This is a genomic window from Staphylococcus sp. LKG3-1 (assembly GCF_048568385.1).
Classification (GTDB): Bacteria; Bacillota; Bacilli; order Staphylococcales; family Staphylococcaceae; genus Staphylococcus; species Staphylococcus saprophyticus.
In genome coordinates this window covers 1,824,383-1,848,033 of record NZ_CP183796.1, presented here as the reverse complement: position 1 = coordinate 1,848,033, position 23,651 = coordinate 1,824,383, and the positions used below count along the sequence as shown (strand labels likewise).

Here is a 23,651-nt window from a genome sequence, read left to right as displayed (position 1 = left end):
TTCTCCTACAAAGTAAAAAAATAGCTTCCTTTACGTGTGGTGTCAAGGAAGCTATATTGCTTTTCGCTATATTAATAGTGAAATGAATTTGATTAGATGGAAAACAGTAAATTTATGATGATGGTTTACTTCTGAAATATTGAGTGGGATTACTTTTAAGTTTTGGTTTTCTAGGGACAGGTACGATATAGTTTCCATTTGGAATTTTAATAAGTAAATGAATAACTAGTACAGATAAACCGACGATAATGATATATGAAAGACCATATAACAGTATGCTATCTCTATTATCAAAAATTGAAATTTTTAATACAAGCCATTTTACTAAAGGATGTACTAAATATATCCCCATAGAGTAATTACCAATTAAAGTTAATGTTTTCATAAGTAATTTATTTTTTCTAATTAAAAAATAAAAATAAATCAAAAATATTAAGAAAAACGGTGTATATAATAAAAATGCTGGATGCGATGAGGTTACAAAATGATCTAAATCAATAAACAATAAAAAAGATATAAAGACGACAACAATGGCAGGTAAAAATAACTTGATATACTTTTTGATCAATGAATTGATTTCTTCATAATACTTAGCAAAAATAATACCCAATATAAAATAAGAAATCCAATTGAGTAAGAATGCCCTACTTGTTATAAAAGTACCGATAACTGGTATATCAATTGAAATGTGTTCATAGTTTAATTGCCATAAAATAGTGATGAATGTAAATAATAAGTAAGTTAGTAATAAGGGAATCCCTTTTTTAATTTTTTGTAAGAATGGAAATAATATGTAAAACTGCAACACGGTTAATATAAAATATAAATGGTAATTTCCAGTTCCAAATAAATAATAGCTAATAAAGTTTTTATTACTATCTAAATTCACTTCAACAACACCTAAATAATATAAATAAACGGTAGTCCAAATGATATAAGGCACAAATATTTTGGTGAATCGTGATTTAGCGAAATAGTTTAAATCAAAACCTCGTTTTAATACAGAATGGGTTAATAAAAAAGCGCTAATCACTGCAAAAACAGGCGTGCCAAGCCGACCAATTTGACTCAAATATCCTGCGAGAATGGTCATATTATGGTTGTTTTCGCTATTCGTATATGAAACTGATAGATGAACACATACGATAAATAGTGTAGCAATAGATCTAATAATAGGTATTTCTTCAAAATACTTCAACATGCTCCCCCTTAATGAAAATAACACACATCAGCTAATTATAACTGATAGGCGCAGTTTAAACTAGAGTTGAAATTATTTTGGATTTAAATCGATTTTATGTATAAACTCTATAACTTTTAATTTTTGTTGAGTGACATAGGGATAGACATTGAAAAATGACTAGTTAATGATTTAGATATTCTTTTTTATTATACATAAAGAGACTGAGACATTTATTTATGTCCCAGACTCCCAATTTATAACACGATTTAATATAAACTTTATGCTCCAATCAATTTTAGCATTATAAGTGCTTTGAATGGGGTTCCAATAAAACGGACAGCTCTGTTGTTAAAGTATCAATATCACATGGTTTTGATGCTTCAATCCACCATACAATAACGCCTACTACAGCTGATGATAAAAATTGAATTGTAATTCCATTATTTTCTTGATTCATGTTGTCGCGCATTTTCTTTGATAATGTTTGTTTAACTATATTAAGATCCGACCTTTTAAACAAAGTCTTTAAAATAGTGTACTGATCGTCAATGACATATAATATTTCACGTAATGCCTTTTCATTATCCTCTGATTTTGCCATGTAAAGATTGCATTGATTTACTGTTGCACTCAAAATAAAATCAATAGCATGGTCTAAAATGTCGTATTTATCTATGAAATTCAAATAAATGGTACCTCTATTTATATTGGCATGCTGAGTAATATCATTCATAGATATTTTATTAAAGTCTTTTTCTCTGATTAGTTCCACAAAACTACTAATAATCAGTTGTTGAGATTTTTCTTTTCGTTTAACCATTTTAACTCCTTTTAACATCAACATTTTCAAGTATTTGTTCATTAAGCGTCAATAAAGTTGTATTGTTCATTGAGTTTAAAGTTTAGTGATGATAATTTAAAGTTATTGAACAATTGTTCAATAACTAAACTAGAGTGATAAGAATATGAAAATTTTAATATATGGTGCTGGTGTACAGGGTCAATTTTTGTCTCACGCACTAAATACTAAAGAAAATACTGTTACAATGTTGGCACGAGGGAAAACTTTAGAACAATTGAATCAAAAAGGACTAAAACTTAAACATTTATTACAAAGAAAGACGACAATTGAATATATACCAACGATGAACACACTTTCAGAACAGGATATATATGACGTGATTTTTGTAACGATGAAGTATTCAGATTTTTATAATGTGGTTCCAACATTAGCTGAAAATAAAAGTCAAAATATTATCTTTGTTGGAAATAACATGAACCCTAAGTTACTTCAAAAAACATTAATGCAACAGAGTCATCATACTAAACATATCACATTCGGCTTTTTGATGACTGGTGGTTCAAGAGAAGATAACGATACTAAGATTTTAAGATTTAATGCTGGTGAACTCAAAGTGGGCAATATGTATGGAGATATTGCATTCGCACATGAACTAAACTCAATATTTAAAAATACGAAAATTAAATTAACATATGAGGCAAAATTTGAAGATTGGTTGATGTCACATGCTGCTTCAATTTTACCAATCAATATGCTTTTTATTCTAAAACAAAGTAAAAGACATCACACGAATGATTTAATAAAGGAAACAATAGCTGCTTTTAATGAAATGTATCAATTGTTGGAACATCAAGGTCATCGTATTAGACCGAAAGCACAGACTATTATTTTTAAAAATTTTAAAGGTTTATCCTATATATTATTGAAAGTAGTTATGAACATTGGACTTATTGATCAAACACAAGGTTCATTTAAAGAGCTTGAAGCAATTTATAACGATATTAAAGTGCTAAATCAAGATACTGCCTTGACTACACGTCATCTAGATAATCTATTTGAGAAAAGTAAATCTGTCAGTGAAAACAACTAAAATCACCGAAGCTAAAATGAAATGTATCCTAAGGTAACGTATGCTACTTCACTATTCTAAAACACACTCTTAGTAGTATTCGAAAATATAGCAAGTAAAAAAGGTAGTATAGAAAAATAAAGTCTAACCCTGCCAATCTATTTCAGATATTGCAGGGTTAGACTTTATTTTATATTTTTGATTACTTCTTGACGAAGTTTGCCTCTTAATTCTGCCATGGTATTAAGGTGATATTTTTTATAATCTCCTGAATCAATTCTGAAAGCATGTACTCCTAAAATTTCATTTTTGCTATTTAAAATTGATCCACCAGAAGACCCTGGTTCAGCCATCATTTGATAATAACCCATTGGATTTACATTTCGAGCCATGAGTGAATATTTACCTTTTGAATGATACATAGTACCCATTGGATCTTTTTTATATTTTCCAGTTGGTAAACCGTAATGATATAAGTGAATAGGTGTATTGGATTTGATATTTGTAATCGATTTTTCAGGAGCAATTTTACGTATCTTCATATATTTTGAAATATCTTCATTTGTATACACTAAAGCAACATCGCCATATTGTAACATTTTGACACCAGTTACTTGGAGAGAGCGCGCCACTTTTGAACCTTCTTGTAATAAGTTTATTCTTAAATTTTGTGTTGATGAAGGTGTCATCGGTTTATGTGCTTGTTGATTATTGATGACATGGTTCGCTGTTATTATTGTATGTTTGCCAATTGCAGTTCCAGTGCCATAAGTTAACGCTTTTGCTGTAGGATTCCAATTGAATACAGTTGCAATATTAGCTGCTTTTGCATTTGTATGTTCTAAAGTAACGCCTTTATTACCTGAAGCTTTCATAATTTTTAATGCATCATTGATACCAGAAGCACTGGTTGTTTGACCGAAGTCTCGAACATTATCACTACCAGGTATCTTGGATGACCATCGTTTTGGCGCTTGATTATAGTAGTTAAGGTTTGTCTGTTTTTTTTTGCTTGATTTTGGCGTAACTTTTACACTTTTAGATGCCTTTGCTTTTTTTATTTGTGTGTTTGATGGTTTGTTTTTTACAGTTGCTGATAATATTTGTGGTTTTTGAATTTTAGTTTGATTGTGTTTTGGTGATGGTTCCACTGGACTTTTCTTAAACTTCGTTACTTTACTAGAAGTTGATGGTACCTGCGGCTTCTTCGCTGTTACTTTGCTAGATTTTTGCCCGGTTTTATTAAGTTTAATTGATTGAACTTGCGTTTTTACCTGCTTAAATTGTCTTGGTAAAGTATATTTTTTTTCTTTTCACTTTTGATTGCTTTCACATTAGTATTTGTATTATTTTTGGTTATTGTATTCGATTGTACGAGTGTTTTGTGGTTTTGTATGGGTTGTGTTATTGTTTGTAGTTTTTTAGGCTTTAGTATCTGTGATGCAGGTTGTGCTTTTTGATTTACAGTTTTTTTAGAAGATGAATAAATACTATTGTTTTTAACGATATTTTTGGCAACTTGTTTCTTATTGTTATGGTCCAATAAGTTATTTTGATTAAATTTGGTATCCTTTGTTTGAATTGAATTGTTTTTAGTTAATTTATAGTTGGCTGCATGGTACTCATTAGTAGTCGTTTCAGCTGCTTGTAATTTAGTCATATGAAATGTCATTATGAATACAATTGCCATTAATAATGATATAAAGTGGTAAACATATTTATATAAACTTTTGTTCACTTAACCTGTCCCCTTACTGTTATTTGTGTAAAAAGTTAACGCTAACGTATTTATTCAATATTATATACATGTGCTATTTAGTATAGCAATATATTTTTCAAGTAAAAACAAAGAAAATTTTTAAAGTTTTAGATTCACGGTATTTTTTAATAATAAAAATAATGATATATCAGAGATTAGGAGGATGAAATATGCAAAAGAGAAATGATTTTATAGTTAAATTATTAGAAAAAGCATCGATCCAAAACGGAATGCGCGTACTGGACGTAGGTTGCGCTACGGGCGAGGTTACTCAAATTGTTGCCAATAAAGTTGGTGACCAAGGTGAAGTGATTGGTGTGGATATGAACCAAGATATGCTTCATATGGCTGAGGAAAATAAACAATTTGAGAATGTAAAATATATTAAAGGTGATATTTATAATTTGCCTAAAGACATTGGCAAGTTTGATGCAATTGTGGGTAGAAGCGTTTTGATGTATTTACCAGGTGCATATGAAGCTTTAAATGTATTGAGAGGTCATTTGAAACCTAATGGTATATTCTGTTTTCAAGAAAGTGATGCTATTAATAGCGGTGTAGGCGCAGATAATTTACCAATGCATCAAAAAGCGATTCAACTAGTATGGAAAACTGTAGAAAGTGAAGGTAGCGATATTCATATTGGTCAAAAACTTTATACATTATTTCAAAAAGTAGGCGTAGTGCCTGTAGAATTTATCGCAGAAGCAGTGATTCAAACCTCAGACGATAATGATTTGAAGTGGCTTATAGATATCATGGCTACCAGAATGAAAGAACGTCAGATAGTTAAATCATCTTTTTCTATTGAACAATTTTTAAATGATCTAACAAATGAATCTGAAAAGCATCACAGTGCTTTTATAAGAGATATGGCATTTGGCATTTGCGGTAGGATTTGATAAATCAGCACTTTAAATGATAAATAACAGGGAAAGTTTCTAAGAAAAATTAATAGCAACAGTGAGTATATTTGAAAAGTCTTTACAATAGATGAATGATAATAAGGAGCGGATCATTCACTGTAACTATAGACTTATACAAGCGTTAGGTAAGTATGCGGTTTGTCTGAAGTTAGACTGAACGTAGGATAATGTACAATAAAAAAGCTAATTTCATACAAGGTGAAATTAGCATGTAAGTTATCATTCCATAAAGTTGATCAAACAATTTTTCGACATTAATTTCTTGTTGCGAGTAATATACAATGTTATAAATATCTTTCTTTTCAATTAGGTGATTTTTCATGCGATGAAATCTTTTCATGATGTCCAATTTTAAGCAAAAACAGTAATACAATTAATAAAATAAATGATGGTAACCAAACTAAATTTAAATTCAATATGCTTAAATAAATACATAGCGCAAGAATAGGGAGACCTAAAGCATTTCCCAGGGAATAAATGTGTTTTACGGTATGGCTCGCATAGGTTGTAACAATCATTTTTCTGAAAATAATTCTAGCACCACCAAAGGTTAAACCGAATAGTAACATTAAAACTAATTTAAATAAGAGTATATCTTCTAATACATACCATGAGATAGTGATTACAATACTGAGGATGAATAATAAATGCATCCACTTATTTGAAATAAATTTACTAAATAGTACACCAATGACAGCCATGCCTATACCTAAAACACTGTCTAATAGCGCGACTTCATGAACTTCACCGCCTTTATAAGTTGTAAGCGTAGGTAGCATAAAGTTAATTGTTCCCAATATTGGCCACATCAGCATGCTCATAAAATAATGTATTAATTTTACAGATGACTTGGGTGGAGATGATTCGTTTATAGAGGTAAGATGCATCATCTTATTTCTACTTCTAATTGCTAAGCAAAGAATTAGGTAGGCTAAACAGATAAAACGGTATAATGCAGTAATTATTAAATAATTAGTCATGATGCGCATCACTACAATCAAAAATTTTAGATGCGAGTTCATTGGCTTTATGAATATGTTTGAAAGTTTTTGTAGTCGATAATTCAGGCCAGCTAAACTGCACAAGTCCTTCACGACTGCTCCAATTTTCAGGATCGGTTACATTGTCTCCAATCCCCTTTAATAAATTTACTTTTTTTATTTCAGAATCATTGGCTATATCAGGATAGTTAATATTTTGTATCTTACCTTTTTTAGCTTTCATAAAAGCGATAGCAGACGTACGTTTTGGTGTGAATATATCTGCTGATTTAACTTTATTATTAATGTACATAGAAATATGGAGTTGATAAGGATTCATATCATAAGCATTTTCAACTAAGTCCATTATAGCGTCACCACCAGGTCTAGCAGTAGCTTCTATGACATAGAGTTGGTCGCCTTTGATTTTTATTTCCACATGAGCAACGCCTCGCGTAATACCTAAAGTCTGACACGTGCGGATTGCAAGGTTTTTTAATATCTTCATTTTTATATCTGTGACTTGGGACTAAATGACCCATTTCAGTAAACCATGGTCTGGGAGATAAATATTTTTCAGTAACTGTAATGACCTCATAGAAATGATGACCACACAACACTTCAACTGAAACTTCGTCATCACTATCAATAAATGTTTCAATCAGAAATTTATTTTTAAACACATGAAAGGTATCAGCATAAGTCTCCATAATTTGTTTCGATTTTCTATAGGCATCCATGCATTCTTTTTCGTTATTTGCTAAGTAAACCCCACCACTGCCTCCAAAATCCATTGGTTTTATAATTACTGGGAAAGTAAATTCTTTGATACATTCTTTCAATTCTGTTGCATCATTAAATTGTATCGACTTTGCTGTAGGAATGTCTGCTTTTTCAAATAAGGATTTCATGATGTGCTTGTTTCTGCAAGCTTTAATAACCTTTGGTTCAAGGTAAGGCAAACCGTAGTCTCGATTTAATTGATTAGCTACTTCTAATGTCCAATCATTTAAAGAGACAATGCTTTTTGGTTCGTACCCCTGAATTTGATAATATGCTATCTCTTTCTTTATCTCTTCATAGCTTAAAGGATTGGCATCAATACAAAAATCAAAATACGCATTGTACTTATATTTTGCATTTTGAATTGTTGTCCATATTTGAAAATCACCGATTGCTTTGCCACCAGCGTAAGCACGTTCTCTTAAAAACTGATCTGCACCTAATAACAATAGATATTCTGTCATATGAGCCTCCTAATTTTTATGTAATGATTAATATATATAAATAATACTATATAAAATTATATTTGGAATATAGTTGGAATGAATTTTGGGAAATATGAATTTTATTAATTTGAGTATTTTGAATTGGTTTGAGAGAAGTGTAATGAAATTCGAAGCATGATTAAGAAGATTGGAAATATAAAAAAAGACTAATTCGCTCAAGCGAATTAGTCTTTTTACAATTAAGAGTGAAGGTCGTTCTAAACTCTCAATTGAAGCCCTACAATTGTTAGTTGTTTTTAATATTCGATATTCGGTGCTTTATTCACGTGTTTTTGATAACGTTTTAAAGCGTAAAAACCGATAGCGCCGATTACTGAAACTACTAATAGTTTTTTCATTTTTTTCACAATCCTTTAAAATTATTATGCATTAAACTACTATTTACTATAATAGTTTAGGTTTAAGCTTTTAGAAGTTTGTTGACGTGTACGTCTCATTAAATCAGGATCTTCAATTAATGATTGACCATAAGATGGAATCATTTTTTTGATTTTTGGTGTCCATTCTGATTTATATTCAGGGAAGTTTTTCTCTAATACTTCTAATGCAACTGATACTGAAGTAGAAGCCCCTGGAGATTCACCTAATAATGCAATTACAGTATGATCTTCAGAATTAACCACTTCTGTACCGAATTGGATAAAGCCTTTACCGTTTTCAGGTGTATCTTTGATTACTTGAACACGTTTACCAGCATTGTATAATTGCCAGTCTTCGTCACGTGCTTCTGGGTAGAATGTACGAAGATGGTTCATAGTACCTTCTTTAGTCATCAAGATTTGATCAATTGAATATTTAATTAATGGTAAGTTTTTAACTGCTGATGCTAATAAAGTTGTGATGTTATATGGTTTAACAGATTTAAATAAATCTAAATTAGAACCTTGTTTAAGGAATTTAGGTCCAATACTAGCGAATGGTCCAAATAGTAATGTACGTTCACCATCAATATAACGTGTATCTAAGTGAGGTACAGTCATTGGTGGTGTACCTTGAGGTTCTTTACCGTATACTTTAGCATCGTGTGCTTGTATAACATCTGGATTTGTACAGATTAAGAATTGACCAGTGATTGGGAATCCACCTAAGTGTTTACTTTCAGGAATTCCTGTTTTTTGTAATAGTGGAATTGCGCCACCACCTGCACCAATAAATACATAATCAGCTAGTTGTGTTTTTACACTACCACTGTTACGTTGACGTACTTTAACTTCCCATTTACCGTCTTTACGTTGGTTAAAGTCCATTACTTCGTGGTTGTATTGAACATCTACATTAGGTTCTTTTTCTAAGTTTTTGGCCATTTTACGAGTAAGTTCACCAAAGTTTACGTCAGAACCTTCATCAATTTTACTAGCTGCCATAATGTCACCTGCACTATGACCTTGCATCATTAATGGAATCCATTTTCTCATTTCTTCAATATCTTCTGTGTATTCAATATTGTCGAACATTGGGAATTCTTTCATAGCTTCATAACGATCTTTTAAAAATTGAACGTTATTTTTACCTCTTACAAAGCTAATGTGTGGTAGCGGACGAATAAATTCTTCAGGGTTACTGATTGTTTTGTTTTGAACTAAATGACTCCAAAATTGTTTTGATAATTCAAATTGTTCATTGATCTCTTTCGCTTGCTCAATGTTAATTGAACCATCTGGTTGTCTAACTGTATAATTCAATTCACATAAAGCAGCGTGTCCTGTACCAGCGTTATGACGCTCGTGAGAACTTTCATCACCTGGACGATCTAAACGCTCGTATAATTTAATATCCCATTCTGGTGCTAATTCATTAATCATTGTACCGAATGTAGTACTTAATACCCCAGCGCCGATTATTACAACGCTTTTTGACTCTTTGTTAGTAGCCATTATCTAATCACCTTTCCTTATCTCAACTTGCAACTATAGTATAATACTAAATCACCTATCATTAAAATACATATTTTTTATAGGTGCCATTCTAATATGGAATCTTTTTTATTTCTACTATTAAAACATAGAGAGAAATAAATTTTTTAAATATCTTTTTTGTTATTCGATTGATGTATAACTTCATTTAAACAAAAAATTTACAAACATTCCATAATATAGCATTGCTAATTAAATATAGAAAAATTATAGTTCTATGTAATTTTACCCCGATCAATCTTCAACAAACACGACTATCAAAATATTTGTACATTTATTTATTCACGCACGTGCGTATGTACACGTGTGTACATATTAAATAGGAAAGTTTAATTTTCTAATATCAACATTGAGCAACTGGAAAGATAACAGCTATTTTAAAAACTTCCTATATGATAGTTATCCATATACACACAAATTATCCAACTTTCACATGTTCTAACCATTACTTTTTTCTATGGGGTGGATAGATAATATGTATTTTATTTATATGTCGCAGCGTTTTATAATAAGTATGTAATCAATTTACAGCGCAAATCATTCGTTATGACATGCCATGGTATAGGACTAAATGTGAACGGCGCTAATTTAGAGTATTAAATATGAATTTTTCATAATAATATAATGAGATTAAATTTTTAATACATTGTTGAGTGAATAATTTAAATTGTTTGCAATGATTAATGATTTTTTGCATTAAATGTTGAAAGGAAATGAATGTAAAATGGCTGACAAAAATTATACAGCAGCAAATATGGTAATAAATACTTTGAAAAATAATGGTGTGGAATATGTATTCGGTATCCCAGGTGCTAAAATCGACTATTTATTCAATGCACTTGAAGATGATGGCCCAGAACTTATTGTAACGCGTCATGAGCAAAACGCGGCAATGATGGCACAAGGTATTGGACGCTTAACAGGTAAACCAGGTGTTGCCTTAGTAACAAGTGGCCCAGGGGTAAGTAATTTAACGACTGGACTTTTAACAGCGACATCAGAAGGAGACCCTGTATTAGCATTAGGTGGCCAAGTTAAACGTAACGATTTATTACGTCTAACACACCAAAGTATTGATAATGCAGCATTATTAAAATCTTCAACAAAATATAGTGAAGAAGTTCAAGATCCAGAGTCATTATCAGAAGTTATGACAAATGCGATGAGAACTGCAACTTCAGGTAAAAATGGCGCAAGTTTCATAAGCATACCGCAAGATGTTATTTCTGCACCGGTTGAATCACAAGCGATTGCACTTTGCCAAAAACCTAGCTTAGGTGTGCCAAGTGAACAAAATGTTAATGAAGTAATTGAAGCGATTAAAAACGCGAAATTCCCTGTATTATTAGCAGGTATGAGAAGTTCAAGTTCAGACGAAACGAATGCAATCCGTAAATTAGTTGAAAAAACAAATTTACCAGTTGTAGAAACATTCCAAGGTGCAGGTGTGATTAGTCGTGAACTAGAATCCCATTTCTTTGGTCGTGTTGGTTTATTCCGTAACCAAGTCGGTGACGAATTATTAAGAAAAAGTGATCTCGTTGTTACGATTGGTTATGATCCAATTGAATATGAAGCGAGCAATTGGAATAAAGAATTAGATACTAAAATTATTAATATAGATGAAATTCAAGCGGAAATTACAAATCATATGCAACCAGCAAAAGAATTGGTTGGTAATATTGCTGGCACAATCGAACTTATTTCTGACAAAGTCGATGAACCTTTTATCAGTCAAAAACATTTAGACGAATTAGAAACTTTAAGAGCGCATATACTTGAATCAACTGGTATCAAACCAACACATGAAGATGGCGTGTTACACCCAGTTGAAGTCATTGAGTCAATGCAAAAAGTATTATCAGATGATACAACAGTAACTGTAGACGTAGGTAGTCACTATATTTGGATGGCACGTAAATTTAGAAGTTACAATCCAAGACACTTGCTATTCAGTAATGGTATGCAAACGCTAGGTGTTGCGTTACCATGGGCTATATCAGCTGCTTTAGTACGTCCTAATACACAAGTTGTATCCGTTGCTGGTGATGGTGGTTTCTTATTCTCAGCACAAGACTTAGAAACAGCTGTACGTAAAAATCTTAATATCATTCAATTAATTTGGAATGACGGTAAATATAACATGGTTGAATTCCAAGAAGAAATGAAATATGAACGTAGTTCAGGCGTAGACTTTGGTTCAGTAGACTTCGTTAAATATGCTGAATCATTTGGTGCTAAAGGCTTACGTGTAACAAATCAAGAAGAATTAGAAGCGGCAATTAAAGAGGGATACGAAACTGAAGGACCAGTATTAATTGATATCCCAGTGAATTACAAAGATAATGTCAAACTTTCAACAAATATGTTACCTGACACTTTTAACTAATATCGAATCAAACGGCGAAAATGATTAATTATTTATCAAAATAGGAGTGAATAAAGTTATGACTAACGTACTATATCAACACGGCACACTAGGTACATTGATGGCAGGCCTTTTACAAGGTACTGCTTCAATCAATAATTTATTAGAACATGGAGACATTGGTATTGCGACTTTAACAGGTTCAGATGGTGAAGTGATTATCGTTGATGGTAAAGCTTATCATGCCAATGAACATAAAGAATTTGTAGAATTGAAAGGTGACGAATTATCACCATATGCAACCGTATCAAGATTTACACCTGATAAAACGTATAGCACGAGCAATAAATCTTCAACAGAAGTTTATGATGAAGTTAAAGAAAAAATGTTAAGTGAAAATTTATTCTCTGCTGTTAAAATTTCAGGAACATTTAAAAAAATGCATGTACGTATGATGCCAGGACAAGAGCCACCATATACAAGATTGATTAACTCAGCGAATAGACAACCTGAACAAATTGAAGAAAATATCAAAGGTTCTATTGTAGGCTTCTTTACACCAGAATTATTCCATGGCATTGGTTCAGCAGGTTTCCATGTTCATTTCGCTAATGATGACCGTAATTTTGGCGGACACGTATTGGATTTTGAAGTTTCAGATGTTACGGTAGAAATTCAAAACTTTGAAACATTTGAACAACATTTTGCAGTCGATGATGAAGCATTTACAAATACAGATATTGACTACAAAGATATTGCAAAAGAAATAAGACAAGCAGAATAAAGGAGTAGCGAGCAAATATGTTAGTTGAAAGTTTTAACCCTTTTAATAATTTGCTACTTTCAAGTATTGTAGCCGCAATACCAATTATATTATTTTTATTATGTTTGACTGTATTTAAAATGAAAGGTGTTTATGCAGCAATTACAACGTTAATCGTTACAATAATTGTTGCTATGGCTTTCTTTAAATTACCAGGAAGTATTGCAGGCGGCGCTACTTTAGAGGGCTTTTATCAAGGGATTATCCCAATAGGCTTTATTGTAATCATGGCAGTTTGGTTATATAAAATTGCTACAAAAAGCGGCCAATTTGCTATTGTGCAAGATAGTATCGCGAGTGTCTCAAGGGACCAACGTGTTCAATTATTATTGATTGGCTTTGTATTTAATGGATTTTTAGAAGGTGCTGCAGGCTTTGGCGTACCTATTGCCATTTGTGCGGTACTATTAACACAATTAGGTTTTAAACCTTTGCAAGCTGCGATGTACTGTTTAGTAGCTAATGCAGCAGCAGGTGCTTATGGTGCGGTAGGTATACCGATTGCTATCGTGGATACTTTGAATTTGCCAGGTGGTGTAACAACATCTCAAGTAGCGTTAATTGGTAATTTAACGTTAGGCTTTATTAGTTTCGTTGTGCCATTTTTATTAATGTATATTATGGATGGCTTTAAAGGTGTGAAAGAAACTTTCCCTGCTACTTTAGTTGTGGCAGTTACTTTCACAGTTTTACAAGTGCTTATTGCAGCTTTTGCTGGACCAGAGTTGGCTGATATTATCCCTGGCCTTGTAGCAATGATTGCATTAGCATTGTTCTCAAGAAAATGGCAACCTAAAAATATTTTCAGAATTAATAAAGATGAAAAAGCAGATGCCGTGCCTAAACATTCTATTGGACACATCACTTATGCATGGAGCCCGTTTATCATTTTAACGATTGTTGTGATGATCTGGAGCTTACCAGCATTTAAAGGTTTATTTGAAAAAGGTGGTGCCCTAAGTGCACTTGTTGTGAACTTTAATGTACCGGGTACGATGAATGCTGTGACTAATAAACCGAATGAACTGACATTCAATTTCTTTGCTCAAACAGGTACAGCGATTTTAATTACAGCGATCATTACAATTATTATTGCGAAAAATATGAGCTTTAAAACGGCTGGTCATTTACTGGGTCTCACAGTTAAAGAATTATGGATTTCAGTGTTAACCATTTGTTTCATTTTAGCAGTATCTAAAATTACAACATATGGTGGATTAAGTAATGCTATGGGACAAGGCATATCTAAAACAGGCGCTGCCTTCCCATTATTGTCACCACTACTTGGTTGGATTGGTGTATTTATGACGGGATCCGTCGTAAACAATAATTCATTGTTTGCGCCAATTCAAGCCTCTGTTGCTGAACAAATTGGTACAAAAGGTTCATTACTTGTTGCAGCTAATGTCGCTGGTGGTGTAACTGCTAAGATTGTATCACCACAATCTATAGCTATCGCTACAGCAGCAGTTAATAAAGTAGGTAAAGAATCAGAACTGATGAAAATGGCAATGCGTTTCAGTATCGGATTGTTAATTCTCGTTTGTATTTGGACATTTATTTGTAGTTTATTTATTTCATAAAATGAATTTGAAAAGACCGAAATTAAAGCATATCATGCTCGCTACTTATCTATATGAGCATGTATGATAAGTTAAAAAGTTAGTGGAAATACCGCATAGATTATTTCCTGGAAAATATTTATTATAAAACCAATTAAAAAACACTAAAGTCGATGGCGTTTTGTCATACGACTTTAGTGTTTTTTGTGTTCCTCAAAGTTTTGCTGTATATAAAGTATTATTTATGCTAAAGATTCCCCAATCAATTCTATACACATTTTCAATTTTATTTGGACAAAAATGCTAACTGCGATACACCAACTCTAACTATAAAAATTGTGTTAGTTATCGCTTTTTAAAATTAAATATAGGTGTGGCTAGCAGTGGTTTAGTTAAATTGTTTAAGTGTTAAGTCAATGAATTGATCACTTGCTTTTGTTAAATTTTCTAATTTGTTATAACCAATCACTACTGTGTTTGTAAATGATTGATTTAATTCAACGTAAATGGCGTCACTATTATGTTCAGTAGAACTACTTGGTATAAATGTGAGGACGCCTGTAGAAATTGCAAGGCGGTGGACATTGTCTACGTTTGAAGTTTCTAAAATAATATTAGGGTAAATGTTGTATGTTTCTAGAACTTTATTAATGATCTGTTTAAGTCCGTATCTATCTTTTAGAATGATAAAGTGGTCGTGAGATATGAGTGACATGATTTCATTGGAATTTAATTCATTTTGTTGGATTCTTTTATATAAATGGTGCTGAGGTGGCACAACTAAATATATCGGTTCCGTATAGATTTGAGTGTATTGAATATTTTTATTTCATAATGTTAGTGTATTTAGACATAAATCGACTTTACCCTCTAGTACTTGTTTTTCAATGTCTTAGGAATTACCTTCGATTAAGTTAATTTTAATATTAGGAAAAAGATTCATAAATTTAGGCAGAATTTTATGTAGTATATGGAACGCTAATGTAGGTGTAACACCTATATTTAAAAAACCGGAATTCAAGTTTGAAATATTAGTGATTTTTCGCGTTACATCATGATAAAGTCGCTCTTGTTCTTGTAGATATTTATAATAAAGTTGACCTTCGGGCGTAAAGGTAATGGGATGTTTTTTACGATTAAAAATAATGATGTTCCACTCAGCTTCAATATTTTTGATAAAATTACTGAGATAGGGCTGGGAAACATAGAGTTTATTGGCTGCCTTGGTTATTGTTCCTTCATTGATGATCGTTTCAATATATTTATAGTTACGGTTAATAAGGCTCCCTCCTTAATGACATAAGTAATTACTTATATGTTATATATACTAAAAACTATTTTACATTTAGTCAATATGAGCAGACAATATATATGTTGCGTTTAATTCTTAAGGGGAAGGCACTGTAACTAGAAAGGAAGTCAATTTTTTATGGAAAATAGTACAATGGATATGGAACGAATTTGGACAAAAAATTTCACGATGAATTTTGTAGTTAACTTTTTGGTTAATTTGAATATGTATTTTCTGATTGTTTTAATTGCAGGCTATGCGCAGTCTCAATTTAATGCCTCAGATAGTTCGGCTGGACTGGTAGCAGGTTTATTTATAGTCGGGTTACTGATGGGTAGATTTGTTATGGGGAAATATATCAATAGTTTAGGACCTAGAAAGGTACTCTTAATTGGAACTGTATTATTTACAATTACCAGTGTTTTTTATTTTGTAGAATCTTCATTATTATTTTTAATTATTGTTAGAATCATTAATGGATTTTCATTTGGGATTTGTACAACTTCAACTGGATCAATAGCAGGGTATATAACACCGGAAACTAAAAAAGGTGAAGGTATCAGCTTTTTAGTTTGAGTATGGTGCTTGGTGCAGCCATTGGCCCATTTTTAGGTTTATTGTTAATGCAACAATATTCAATAGAAGTCATCTTTGGACTTAATCTTGTATTGAGTTTTATTTCATTGATTTTGGCAATATTTATGAAAGTACCTTTTGAAACAATTGCTAGAACAGCAGAGGATAAAGGGTTTAAGGTTTCAGATTTTATCGCGAAAGAAGCCATTCCAATTGCCATTATCGTGTTTATAGCTGGTCTTTCTTATTCTTCTATTCTTAATTATATTAAAGTTTTTGCGCAAGAGAGAGACTTAATTACAGCTTCAAGTTACTTTTTCGTTGTCTATGCAATCGTCTCAATTTTTTCAAGACCAGTTTGTGGTAGATTAATGGATGCAAAAATGAAAATATAGTTATATACACTAGTATTATATTTCAGGCTATCTATTTCTTAGTTATTGCATTTTCACATTCAGCATGGATGTTATTAATTGGTGGTGCTTTATTAGGATTAGGTTATGGTAATATCACGTCTACGTCTCAATCGGTATCTGTCAAAGTCGTACCAAAAGAAAAAATTGCGCGAGCAACCTCAACATTCTTTATCGGTTTAGATTTAGGCTTAGGATTTGGGCCCTATATACTAGGTTTGTTTACTAATCAGATCGGGTTAGGCAATATGTATATAGTAATGGCTGTATTATTAATTGTCACTTTCTTTATCTATCACTTCATACATGGTAGAAAAGTGAGTGTGTCAAAAGCATAATCATGCCCCTCGTGAAATATTGAATCCATTTTCAAGAATTTGAATTATTTAATTAACATATGCCCCTTTCAATGATGGCACATATAAGTGCAAACTTGAGAGGGGATTTTTATATATTTTAAATGGTTACACATAATACAGCTGCTAACAAATTGATTAAAGCCTGAGCATCTATTTATGTTATACAAGCGCAATCAGTTTACGATATGTACAAAGCTGTAATTTTAGTTGTTTAGTTGGTACACTGAATATACCGTAGTTGTTAATACAAATACATAAAAATTATAAGATAAATGAAAGGAGGTTGTTTATGTTTTTAGCATGGAATGAAATAAAGCGTAACAAATTGAAATTTAGTCTGATTATCGGTGTCTTAATTATGATTAGTTATTTGCTGTTCCTATTATCAGGTTTGGCAAGTGGTTTAATGAATATGAATAGAGAAGGTATTGATAAATGGCAAGCAGACGCCATCATTTTAAACAAAGATGCGAATCAAACGGTTGAACAATCAATGTTTGATAAAAAGGATGTTGTAGATACATATAAAAAACAAACAACGCTAAAGCAATCCGGTATCATTGTATCTAATGGAGATAATGAAGAAAATGCATTAATGTTCGGTGTTACAGATGATTCTTTTCTCTTACCGAATATGATTGATGGAAAGAAATTTAATGCAGATAATGAAGTCGTTGCTGATGAAACGTTAAAAGAAAAAGGATTTAAACTAGGTGATACATTATCGCTATCACAATCCGACGAAAAGTTAAAAATAGTTGGGTTTAGTGAAAGTGCTAAATATAATGCTTCTCCGGTACTTTTTTCAAATAACAAAACCATTCAAAATATTAATCCGTCATTAACTGAAGATAAGACGAATGCGGTTGTTGTAAAAGATAAAGATTGGCAGTCTAAAGATTTAAATCATAATTTAGAAGCGATTGGTATCGAAAGTTTCGTTAAAAACTTACCAGGTTATACAGCGCAAAACTTAACGTTAAACTTTATGATTTCATTTTTATTTATCATCTCTGCTACAGTTATTGGCATCTTTTTATATGTTATTACATTACAAAAAACGAATTTATTTGGTGTATTAAAAGCACAAGGCTTTTCAAATGGTTATTTAGCCAAAGTAGTGTTGTCGCAAACGTTTATCATTGCCTTGATTGGTACGGTCATTGGACTGGTATTGACCTTAATTACAGGAGCGTTCTTGCCGAGTGCGGTACCGATTAAATTTAGCGCCACAACATTATTAATTTATGGGGTTGTCCTTATCGCTGTTTCATTAATAGGTAGTCTATTCTCCATATTAACGATAAGAAAAGTTGATCCACTGAAAGCGATAGGGTAAATGAGGAGTGTATAATAAATGCTAGAATTTAAAAATGTCACGAAATATTTCCAAGATGGAAACCAAAAAATAGAAGCTGTGAAGCCTACCTCACTAAAATTTAATCAAACTGAACTCATTGCGATTATAGGACCTTCAGGATCTGGGAAAAGTACTTTCCTAACTATGGCAGGCGCACTTCAAACACCGACGTCTGGAGAGATTCTCATTAATGGTAAGGAAGTCTCCCAGATGTCTCAGAAAGCATTAGCAAACACACGGATGCAGGAGATTGGCTTCATACTTCAAGCAACTAACTTGGTACCTTTTTTAACGGTGAAACAGCAGTTTAAATTATTGGCTAAACAAAAGAAAGATGTATTAACTCAGACTGAATATAAGCAGTTGATGTCACAACTCAATCTCGAAGCAATTGAAAATAAACTGCCGAGTGAAATTTCTGGTGGGCAAAAGCAGCGTGTAGCCATTGCTAAAGCGCTATATACACAACCTTCGATTATTTTAGCGGATGAACCAACGGCTTCGCTTGATACACAAAATGCGATGGAAGTCATGGAAATTTTAAAAGCACAAACATCAGAAAAAAATAAAACGTGTATTGTGGTTACACATGATGAACGACTTACATCCTATTGTGACAAGGTTTATCATATGGAAGATGGCGTGTTAACACATACTTAAATAACGGTTTAATATGGGTACGGTGATATTAAATTATTGTGAAAGTTAAAGTTATAATCTCTAAATAAGGGGATGAGCATAATCAAACATAGGCATGAAATGGAATTGTTATGGAAAGCATATAAATATGAGGTCATGTGGCATAGTCAACAAAGCTATAATGAGATTAGAGAAATGCTTAAAGGGCAATGTGAATATAGAGATGTTGAAGAAGCAATTGATCATGCACTGTCCATACAGCCTAGCAAAGGTTCGGTAATCAATACATTTAGCCATATATGGGGTTATTTTAAAAAGTTTTGTAGCGCCTCAGAGAAAGCATTATTTAAAAAGCTGAAGGCACAATACTTACTAGATCGAATCGATACACCTACGCTCATTTTCTTTATCTATTGTATGACAAGATATTATGATGTTACGTATCTCAAAGAATCCACATTAATCAAAAATTTTTCAATCGCAAATAGATCATTTAAATAGGATGATTTGCTAACGCGATGGTTGATTCAAGTTTATGATATACGCTGTGTGATTTAGTCGATGGTATGGGCGATAATTTTAATGTCATTACAATATAAAGTTTCTTAATCATAACGGTTGGTGCATATGAAGCATCAATCGTTATTTTTGTTTTAAATTTAAAAAAAGTTGTTTCATATGCGGTTTATATAACTAATTGACTCTATAATAATGGAATGGTAATATTATCCCTATTAATCAAATCGGAATAATAAGTGTGTGGAGGGATAAAGATGAAAAGAATGAAATTAGGATATTTTTTAACTGGTTTTGGTCACCATGTTGCGAGTAGTAGACACCCAGATGCATTAGAACGTGGGGGTATGAATTTAACGAAAACCATTGAACAAGCAAAAACGTTAGAGCAAGCTAAATTTGATTTTCTATTTGTGTCTGATAGTTTATATCTTGATAACAAGACGCATCCAGATATGTTTACGATGTTTGAGCCAATTTCTTTAATGTCTATTGTAGCTAGAGAAACTCAAAATCTTGGATTGATTGTGACAGGATCTACTTCATTTTCAGAACCATTTAGCCTTGCGAGAATCTTTTCGTCTTTAGATCATTACAGCAATGGCAGAGCGGGTTGGAATATTGTTACATCAGGTATTAATCATACAGCGAAGAATTTTAATGGCACTACGAATGCAAATCATGATTTACGCTATGATCAAGCCGAAGAATTTGTGAATATTTCTAAGCAATTATGGGATTCTTGGCGTGGCGTTAATACGGAACATCTTCATGCTGCAGGAGGCTTTTTTAGTGAAAAAGAGCCAGAACCAATTAATTATCAGGGGGAATTTTACAGTGTAAAAGGCCCATTAAATATTGAAGCATCACCTCAAGGTTATCCATTACTTGTACAAGCAGGTTCTTCAGAAAAAGGTACAGAATTTGCGTCGAAACATGCAGAAGTTGTATTTACAGCGCAAAATGATATCAACGATGCAATCACGTTTGCACATAATTTGAAAAATAAAGTTGAACAAAAGCACGGAAATGCACATGAAATTGTTATTATGCCAGGTATTTTTCCATTTATTGGAGAAACACGCGAGGCAGCGGAAGCGCAATTCCAAGAATTACAAGATCTCATTGTGCCAGAGATGGGAATAGAGTTATTATCTTCTTATTTAGGTGATACAGATTTAAGTCATTACGATTTAAATACACCGTTTGAAAATATTGAAGTAGAAAAAGGAAACAATATACAAAGTCGTGTAGACTTAATCAAAGATACAGCGAAGAAGAATGAATATACTTTAGAAGATGTAATGAAGCACGTTGCTGGTGCAAGAGGGCATCATATCGTCGTTGGTACTGCTGAAGATGTAGCGGATAGAATGGAAGCATGGTTTACAAGTGGTGCAGCAGATGGATTCAATATTATGCCACCGCTCAATCCGACGCAGTTTGATTTATTTGTCGATAAAGTGATTCCGATTTTAAAAGAAAGAGGTTTGATTCAAGCGGCTTATAGTGAAGGGACTTTACGTGAAAAGTTGGGATTAAATCAAAAAATACATAGTTAATATGTATAGATAAAAAGCTAGAAAAAGTGACGACATCGCATCCATTTCGATATTAATTAGAAGGTATTTGCATATAAAAAATAAACAAAAAGAGAACGCACCGTTTAAAAGCGCGTTCTCTTTTTTATATGTGCAAACGCAACATATAGCCTTTAGTCAACTTCATTAATCACGAATCGCGTTAACTACATCAACCATGTCATCGTGAATAACAACATCTGCATCTCGATCATAGGGCGTTGCATCCTTATTAATGATAATAAGGTGTTGACCTTCAAAATAAGAAATGAGACCTGCTGCAGGTTGAACTACAAGAGAGGAACCTAAGACGACTAAGGTGTCAGCTTCTTGAATTTTTTGAATCGCATTAGAAATAGTCTGTTGATCTAACATTTCACCGTAAAGTACAATATCGGGTCTGATTGGACTACCACATGTTTCGCAATGGCGTAGATGCTTTGCCATCACTGTGGCTTTATCATATTTATGTTCGCATTGGATACAATAGAAGCGGTTTAAGGTTCCATGAAGTTCGTCAACATTCGCGCTTCCAGCATCTGTATGCAGTCCATCGATATTTTGAGTAATAACACCTAATGAACGTTGATGGTGTTCAAGTTGAGCAATCCATTCGTGTACGACATTAGGTTGCTTGTCTGCCAATAGTAGGCGCTTATGATAAAAATCAACAAATCCTTCTGGATCATTTTGTAAGTATTCAGCGCTTAGTAAATATTCTGGAGCGTAGCCTTCCTTTGAAATCTCATCAAACAAGCCGCCCATAGATCGAAAATCAGGCACGCCACTTGCGACAGAGACGCCAGCACCTGTGAAAAATGTAATCTGATTCGCATCTTTAATAATCTTTTTTAAGTGTTCAATATTTTGATTCATTTATCTCACTCCATTGGAAATTTTAAATAATATGATGCAAATACGAGTAATATGCGTTGCGCTTTTAATATAATTTTAAATTTTAGAAAGTATTTTAGCAAATATAAGAGAATTTAAATGATGTTCAAAAGAGGTTCGTCAGATACAAGACAATTTTATGAAGCATGCTTTATAATGGGTTTAAAACGAAAACCGAGGTTATTTTAGTGAAGAAATTGTGGATTTGGGGAGCAAGTATCATAGCGATAGTTATTGTAGTAGGGATTGTGATGGCAGTCTTTGTAAGTCAAAAGCCATCAAAACAGGTAACACACTCAAAATTCGTGAATCATCCGATACCTACATTATTTTTACATGGGTATGGTGGCAGTGCCAATTCAGAGAAGTTCCTGGTGCAACAAGCTGAAAACAAAGGCGTCACTCACGATGTCATCACCGCAGTGGTATCTGAAAATAGTAACGTCACGTTTAAAGGTCAGTTAAACAAAAATGCCATCAATCCTATAGTGAAAGTTGAATTGGAAAATAATAAAGACGGTGACTACGATAAAAATGCAAAATGGTTTAAAAATGTTCTGGTAGCCCTACAAAAGGAATATCAATTCAAACAATTCAATTTTGTAGGTCACTCTATGGGAAATTTATCATTTGCGACGTATATGCTGAATTATGGTAACGATGCCTCTCTACCACGTTTGAATAAACAAGTAAATATTGCGGGGACATTTAATGGTGTCTTAAATATGAATGAACAAGTTAACGAAATCAGTGTGGATAAAGAAGGGAAACCAAGTCGCATGAATCCACCGTATCAGCAATTGCGTGAATTGAAAGCAATTTATCAAGGCAAACAGATTAAAGTGTTGAATATTTATGGTGATCTTGAAGACGGCACGCACTCTGACGGTCGTGTATCGAACAGTTCTTCAAAGTCATTGAAATATTTATTGAGCAGTAGTCCGGAAAGTTATCAAGAATCAAAATATCATGGTAAGCAAGCACAACATAGCCAATTACACGAGAATAGAGATGTCGCTAATGAAATTATTAAGTATTTATGGGGAACGTCATAAAATTAAACATTTAAGGGTTAGAATTGAAAATTTATAAAGCGTGAATTGGTTTATTGTTATGGATAAATTATACAGTATAAAAGACCTGGAAATGCATGGAAAGTGCGTTGCCTAGGTCTTTTATATTTTGTCGTATTATCATTGTTAAGCTTCAAAGTAGAGATAGCGAGGTCGAAGTGTTTAACTTTTCATTATGTCGTGAAAGGTGTTCACGTAATGTATTTTTATGTTTAGGCTGTGTAATGAGTTGGTTGCTATTAGCTTAGCAACATATTTAATATAAGTTGTTAAGGA

The 23,651-nt window shown here is 32.5% G+C and carries 20 protein-coding genes and 2 pseudogenes; 11 read left to right on the top strand and 11 right to left on the bottom strand.

The features are described from left to right. Window positions 1-112: 112 nt before the first annotated feature. Together ACM595_RS09175 and ACM595_RS09170 are read right to left on the bottom strand one after the other, a co-directional pair. Window positions 113-1,198: an acyltransferase family protein gene (locus ACM595_RS09175; RefSeq protein ID WP_069821814.1), complete on the bottom strand. Its 1,086-nt coding sequence runs from the start codon at window positions 1,196-1,198 to the stop codon at window positions 113-115. A gap of 286 nt (window positions 1,199-1,484) precedes the next feature. Continuing rightward, window positions 1,485-2,021 (bottom strand): TetR/AcrR family transcriptional regulator, encoded by a 537-nt coding sequence (locus tag ACM595_RS09170; RefSeq protein WP_228481625.1) that lies wholly within the window; start codon window positions 2,019-2,021, stop codon window positions 1,485-1,487. Window positions 2,022-2,148: 127 nt separating this feature from the next. Between ACM595_RS09170 and ACM595_RS09165 the strand changes: the two genes are divergently transcribed. Continuing rightward, window positions 2,149-3,075: a ketopantoate reductase family protein gene (locus tag ACM595_RS09165; protein WP_069821816.1), complete on the top strand. Its 927-nt coding sequence runs from the start codon at window positions 2,149-2,151 to the stop codon at window positions 3,073-3,075. A gap of 164 nt (window positions 3,076-3,239) precedes the next feature. On the opposite strand, the gene ACM595_RS09160 is transcribed toward ACM595_RS09165, so the two are convergent. Together ACM595_RS09160 and ACM595_RS09155 are read right to left on the bottom strand one after the other, a co-directional pair. After that, window positions 3,240-4,205 carry a serine protease gene (locus tag ACM595_RS09160; RefSeq protein WP_368863931.1) on the bottom strand — a complete coding sequence of 322 codons (966 nt, stop codon included), beginning with the start codon at window positions 4,203-4,205 and terminating at the stop codon, window positions 3,240-3,242. Between the two features lie 119 nt (window positions 4,206-4,324). Then, a complete protein-coding gene (locus ACM595_RS09155) occupies window positions 4,325-4,792 on the bottom strand; it encodes a hypothetical protein (RefSeq protein WP_368863930.1) in 468 nt (155 codons plus the stop codon). Between the two features lie 191 nt (window positions 4,793-4,983). Here ACM595_RS09155 and ACM595_RS09150 point away from each other — a divergent pair, with 191 nt between their 5' ends. Next, window positions 4,984-5,715, top strand: a complete 732-nt coding sequence (locus ACM595_RS09150) for a class I SAM-dependent methyltransferase (RefSeq protein WP_069821818.1) — start codon at window positions 4,984-4,986, stop codon at window positions 5,713-5,715. A 326-nt stretch (window positions 5,716-6,041) separates the two neighbouring features. Here the strand turns inward: ACM595_RS09150 and ACM595_RS09145 are convergent, their stop codons facing one another. From ACM595_RS09145 to lqo, 5 genes are all read right to left on the bottom strand, one after another. Further along, window positions 6,042-6,536, bottom strand: a complete 495-nt coding sequence (locus tag ACM595_RS09145) for a hypothetical protein (RefSeq protein WP_419744271.1) — start codon at window positions 6,534-6,536, stop codon at window positions 6,042-6,044. A gap of 175 nt (window positions 6,537-6,711) precedes the next feature. Continuing rightward, window positions 6,712-7,158 (bottom strand): hypothetical protein, encoded by a 447-nt coding sequence (locus tag ACM595_RS09140; protein WP_232010366.1) that lies wholly within the window; start codon window positions 7,156-7,158, stop codon window positions 6,712-6,714. Continuing rightward, window positions 7,106-7,966, bottom strand: coding sequence for an ATP-grasp domain-containing protein (locus tag ACM595_RS09135; RefSeq protein ID WP_232010368.1), 861 nt, complete (start codon window positions 7,964-7,966; stop codon window positions 7,106-7,108). Before ACM595_RS09135 ends, ACM595_RS09140 begins: the two co-directional genes overlap by 53 nt. A gap of 278 nt (window positions 7,967-8,244) precedes the next feature. Then, window positions 8,245-8,346, bottom strand: coding sequence for an SE2200 family small protein (locus tag ACM595_RS09130; protein ID WP_075340018.1), 102 nt, complete (start codon window positions 8,344-8,346; stop codon window positions 8,245-8,247). 39 nt (window positions 8,347-8,385) lie between these two features. Further along, complete coding sequence (gene lqo / locus ACM595_RS09125; RefSeq protein ID WP_002482034.1) at window positions 8,386-9,882, bottom strand: L-lactate dehydrogenase (quinone); 1,497 nt, start codon at window positions 9,880-9,882, stop codon at window positions 8,386-8,388. Window positions 9,883-10,645: 763 nt separating this feature from the next. Here lqo and alsS point away from each other — a divergent pair. Genes alsS through ACM595_RS09110 form a run of 3 tightly spaced genes read left to right on the top strand, consistent with a single transcriptional unit; the run spans window position 10,646 to window position 14,695 of the window. Then, window positions 10,646-12,310 (top strand): acetolactate synthase AlsS, encoded by a 1,665-nt coding sequence (alsS, locus tag ACM595_RS09120; RefSeq protein ID WP_041080201.1) that lies wholly within the window; start codon window positions 10,646-10,648, stop codon window positions 12,308-12,310. A gap of 58 nt (window positions 12,311-12,368) precedes the next feature. Beyond that, complete coding sequence (budA, locus tag ACM595_RS09115; RefSeq protein WP_041080199.1) at window positions 12,369-13,073, top strand: acetolactate decarboxylase; 705 nt, start codon at window positions 12,369-12,371, stop codon at window positions 13,071-13,073. Between the two features lie 17 nt (window positions 13,074-13,090). Next, entirely contained in the window at window positions 13,091-14,695 is a 1,605-nt protein-coding gene (locus ACM595_RS09110; RefSeq protein ID WP_041080197.1) for an L-lactate permease, read from the top strand. A gap of 367 nt (window positions 14,696-15,062) precedes the next feature. Here ACM595_RS09110 and ACM595_RS09105 read toward each other — a convergent pair. Further along, a pseudogene (locus ACM595_RS09105) lies at window positions 15,063-15,905 on the bottom strand (LysR family transcriptional regulator). A gap of 198 nt (window positions 15,906-16,103) precedes the next feature. On the opposite strand from ACM595_RS09105, the pseudogene ACM595_RS09100 reads away from it, so the two are divergent. The 5 genes and pseudogenes from ACM595_RS09100 (at window position 16,104) to ACM595_RS09080 (ending at window position 21,390) form a co-directional block, all read left to right on the top strand. After that, window positions 16,104-17,292: pseudogene (locus tag ACM595_RS09100) on the top strand (MFS transporter). Window positions 17,293-17,602: 310 nt separating this feature from the next. After that, window positions 17,603-18,652, top strand: a complete 1,050-nt coding sequence (locus tag ACM595_RS09095; RefSeq protein WP_069821820.1) for an ABC transporter permease — start codon at window positions 17,603-17,605, stop codon at window positions 18,650-18,652. 18 nt (window positions 18,653-18,670) lie between these two features. Further along, window positions 18,671-19,333 carry an ABC transporter ATP-binding protein gene (locus tag ACM595_RS09090; protein WP_069821821.1) on the top strand — a complete coding sequence of 221 codons (663 nt, stop codon included), beginning with the start codon at window positions 18,671-18,673 and terminating at the stop codon, window positions 19,331-19,333. 99 nt (window positions 19,334-19,432) lie between these two features. After that, window positions 19,433-19,813 carry a YbgA family protein gene (locus tag ACM595_RS09085; protein WP_239466250.1) on the top strand — a complete coding sequence of 127 codons (381 nt, stop codon included), beginning with the start codon at window positions 19,433-19,435 and terminating at the stop codon, window positions 19,811-19,813. 272 nt (window positions 19,814-20,085) lie between these two features. Further along, window positions 20,086-21,390 (top strand): LLM class flavin-dependent oxidoreductase, encoded by a 1,305-nt coding sequence (locus tag ACM595_RS09080; RefSeq protein WP_011302092.1) that lies wholly within the window; start codon window positions 20,086-20,088, stop codon window positions 21,388-21,390. A 165-nt stretch (window positions 21,391-21,555) separates the two neighbouring features. Here the strand turns inward: ACM595_RS09080 and ACM595_RS09075 are convergent, their stop codons facing one another. After that, window positions 21,556-22,284, bottom strand: coding sequence for an NAD-dependent protein deacylase (locus ACM595_RS09075; RefSeq protein WP_069821823.1), 729 nt, complete (start codon window positions 22,282-22,284; stop codon window positions 21,556-21,558). A gap of 269 nt (window positions 22,285-22,553) precedes the next feature. On the opposite strand from ACM595_RS09075, the gene ACM595_RS09070 reads away from it, so the two are divergent. Next, window positions 22,554-23,357 (top strand): alpha/beta hydrolase, encoded by an 804-nt coding sequence (locus ACM595_RS09070; protein WP_419744491.1) that lies wholly within the window; start codon window positions 22,554-22,556, stop codon window positions 23,355-23,357. Window positions 23,358-23,651: the final 294 nt, after the last annotated feature.

What these genes read in the sequence shown, in the direction of transcription:
- ACM595_RS09170 (WP_228481625.1), bottom strand. Translation starts at nt 2,021, where the DNA reads ATGTTAAAAGGAGTTAAAATGGTTAAACGAAAAGAAAAATCTCAACAA.
- ACM595_RS09165 (WP_069821816.1), top strand. Translation starts at nt 2,149, where the DNA reads ATGAAAATTTTAATATATGGTGCTGGTGTACAGGGTCAATTTTTGTCT.
- ACM595_RS09150 (WP_069821818.1), top strand. Translation starts at nt 4,984, where the DNA reads ATGCAAAAGAGAAATGATTTTATAGTTAAATTATTAGAAAAAGCATCG.
- ACM595_RS09135 (WP_232010368.1), bottom strand. Translation starts at nt 7,966, where the DNA reads ATGACAGAATATCTATTGTTATTAGGTGCAGATCAGTTTTTAAGAGAA.
- ACM595_RS09130 (WP_075340018.1), bottom strand. Translation starts at nt 8,346, where the DNA reads ATGAAAAAACTATTAGTAGTTTCAGTAATCGGCGCTATCGGTTTTTAC.
- lqo (WP_002482034.1), bottom strand. Translation starts at nt 9,882, where the DNA reads ATGGCTACTAACAAAGAGTCAAAAAGCGTTGTAATAATCGGCGCTGGG.
- alsS (WP_041080201.1), top strand. Translation starts at nt 10,646, where the DNA reads ATGGCTGACAAAAATTATACAGCAGCAAATATGGTAATAAATACTTTG.
- budA (WP_041080199.1), top strand. Translation starts at nt 12,369, where the DNA reads ATGACTAACGTACTATATCAACACGGCACACTAGGTACATTGATGGCA.
- ACM595_RS09110 (WP_041080197.1), top strand. Translation starts at nt 13,091, where the DNA reads ATGTTAGTTGAAAGTTTTAACCCTTTTAATAATTTGCTACTTTCAAGT.
- ACM595_RS09095 (WP_069821820.1), top strand. Translation starts at nt 17,603, where the DNA reads ATGTTTTTAGCATGGAATGAAATAAAGCGTAACAAATTGAAATTTAGT.
- ACM595_RS09090 (WP_069821821.1), top strand. Translation starts at nt 18,671, where the DNA reads ATGCTAGAATTTAAAAATGTCACGAAATATTTCCAAGATGGAAACCAA.
- ACM595_RS09085 (WP_239466250.1), top strand. Translation starts at nt 19,433, where the DNA reads ATGGAATTGTTATGGAAAGCATATAAATATGAGGTCATGTGGCATAGT.
- ACM595_RS09080 (WP_011302092.1), top strand. Translation starts at nt 20,086, where the DNA reads ATGAAAAGAATGAAATTAGGATATTTTTTAACTGGTTTTGGTCACCAT.
- ACM595_RS09075 (WP_069821823.1), bottom strand. Translation starts at nt 22,284, where the DNA reads ATGAATCAAAATATTGAACACTTAAAAAAGATTATTAAAGATGCGAAT.
- ACM595_RS09070 (WP_419744491.1), top strand. Translation starts at nt 22,554, where the DNA reads ATGGCAGTCTTTGTAAGTCAAAAGCCATCAAAACAGGTAACACACTCA.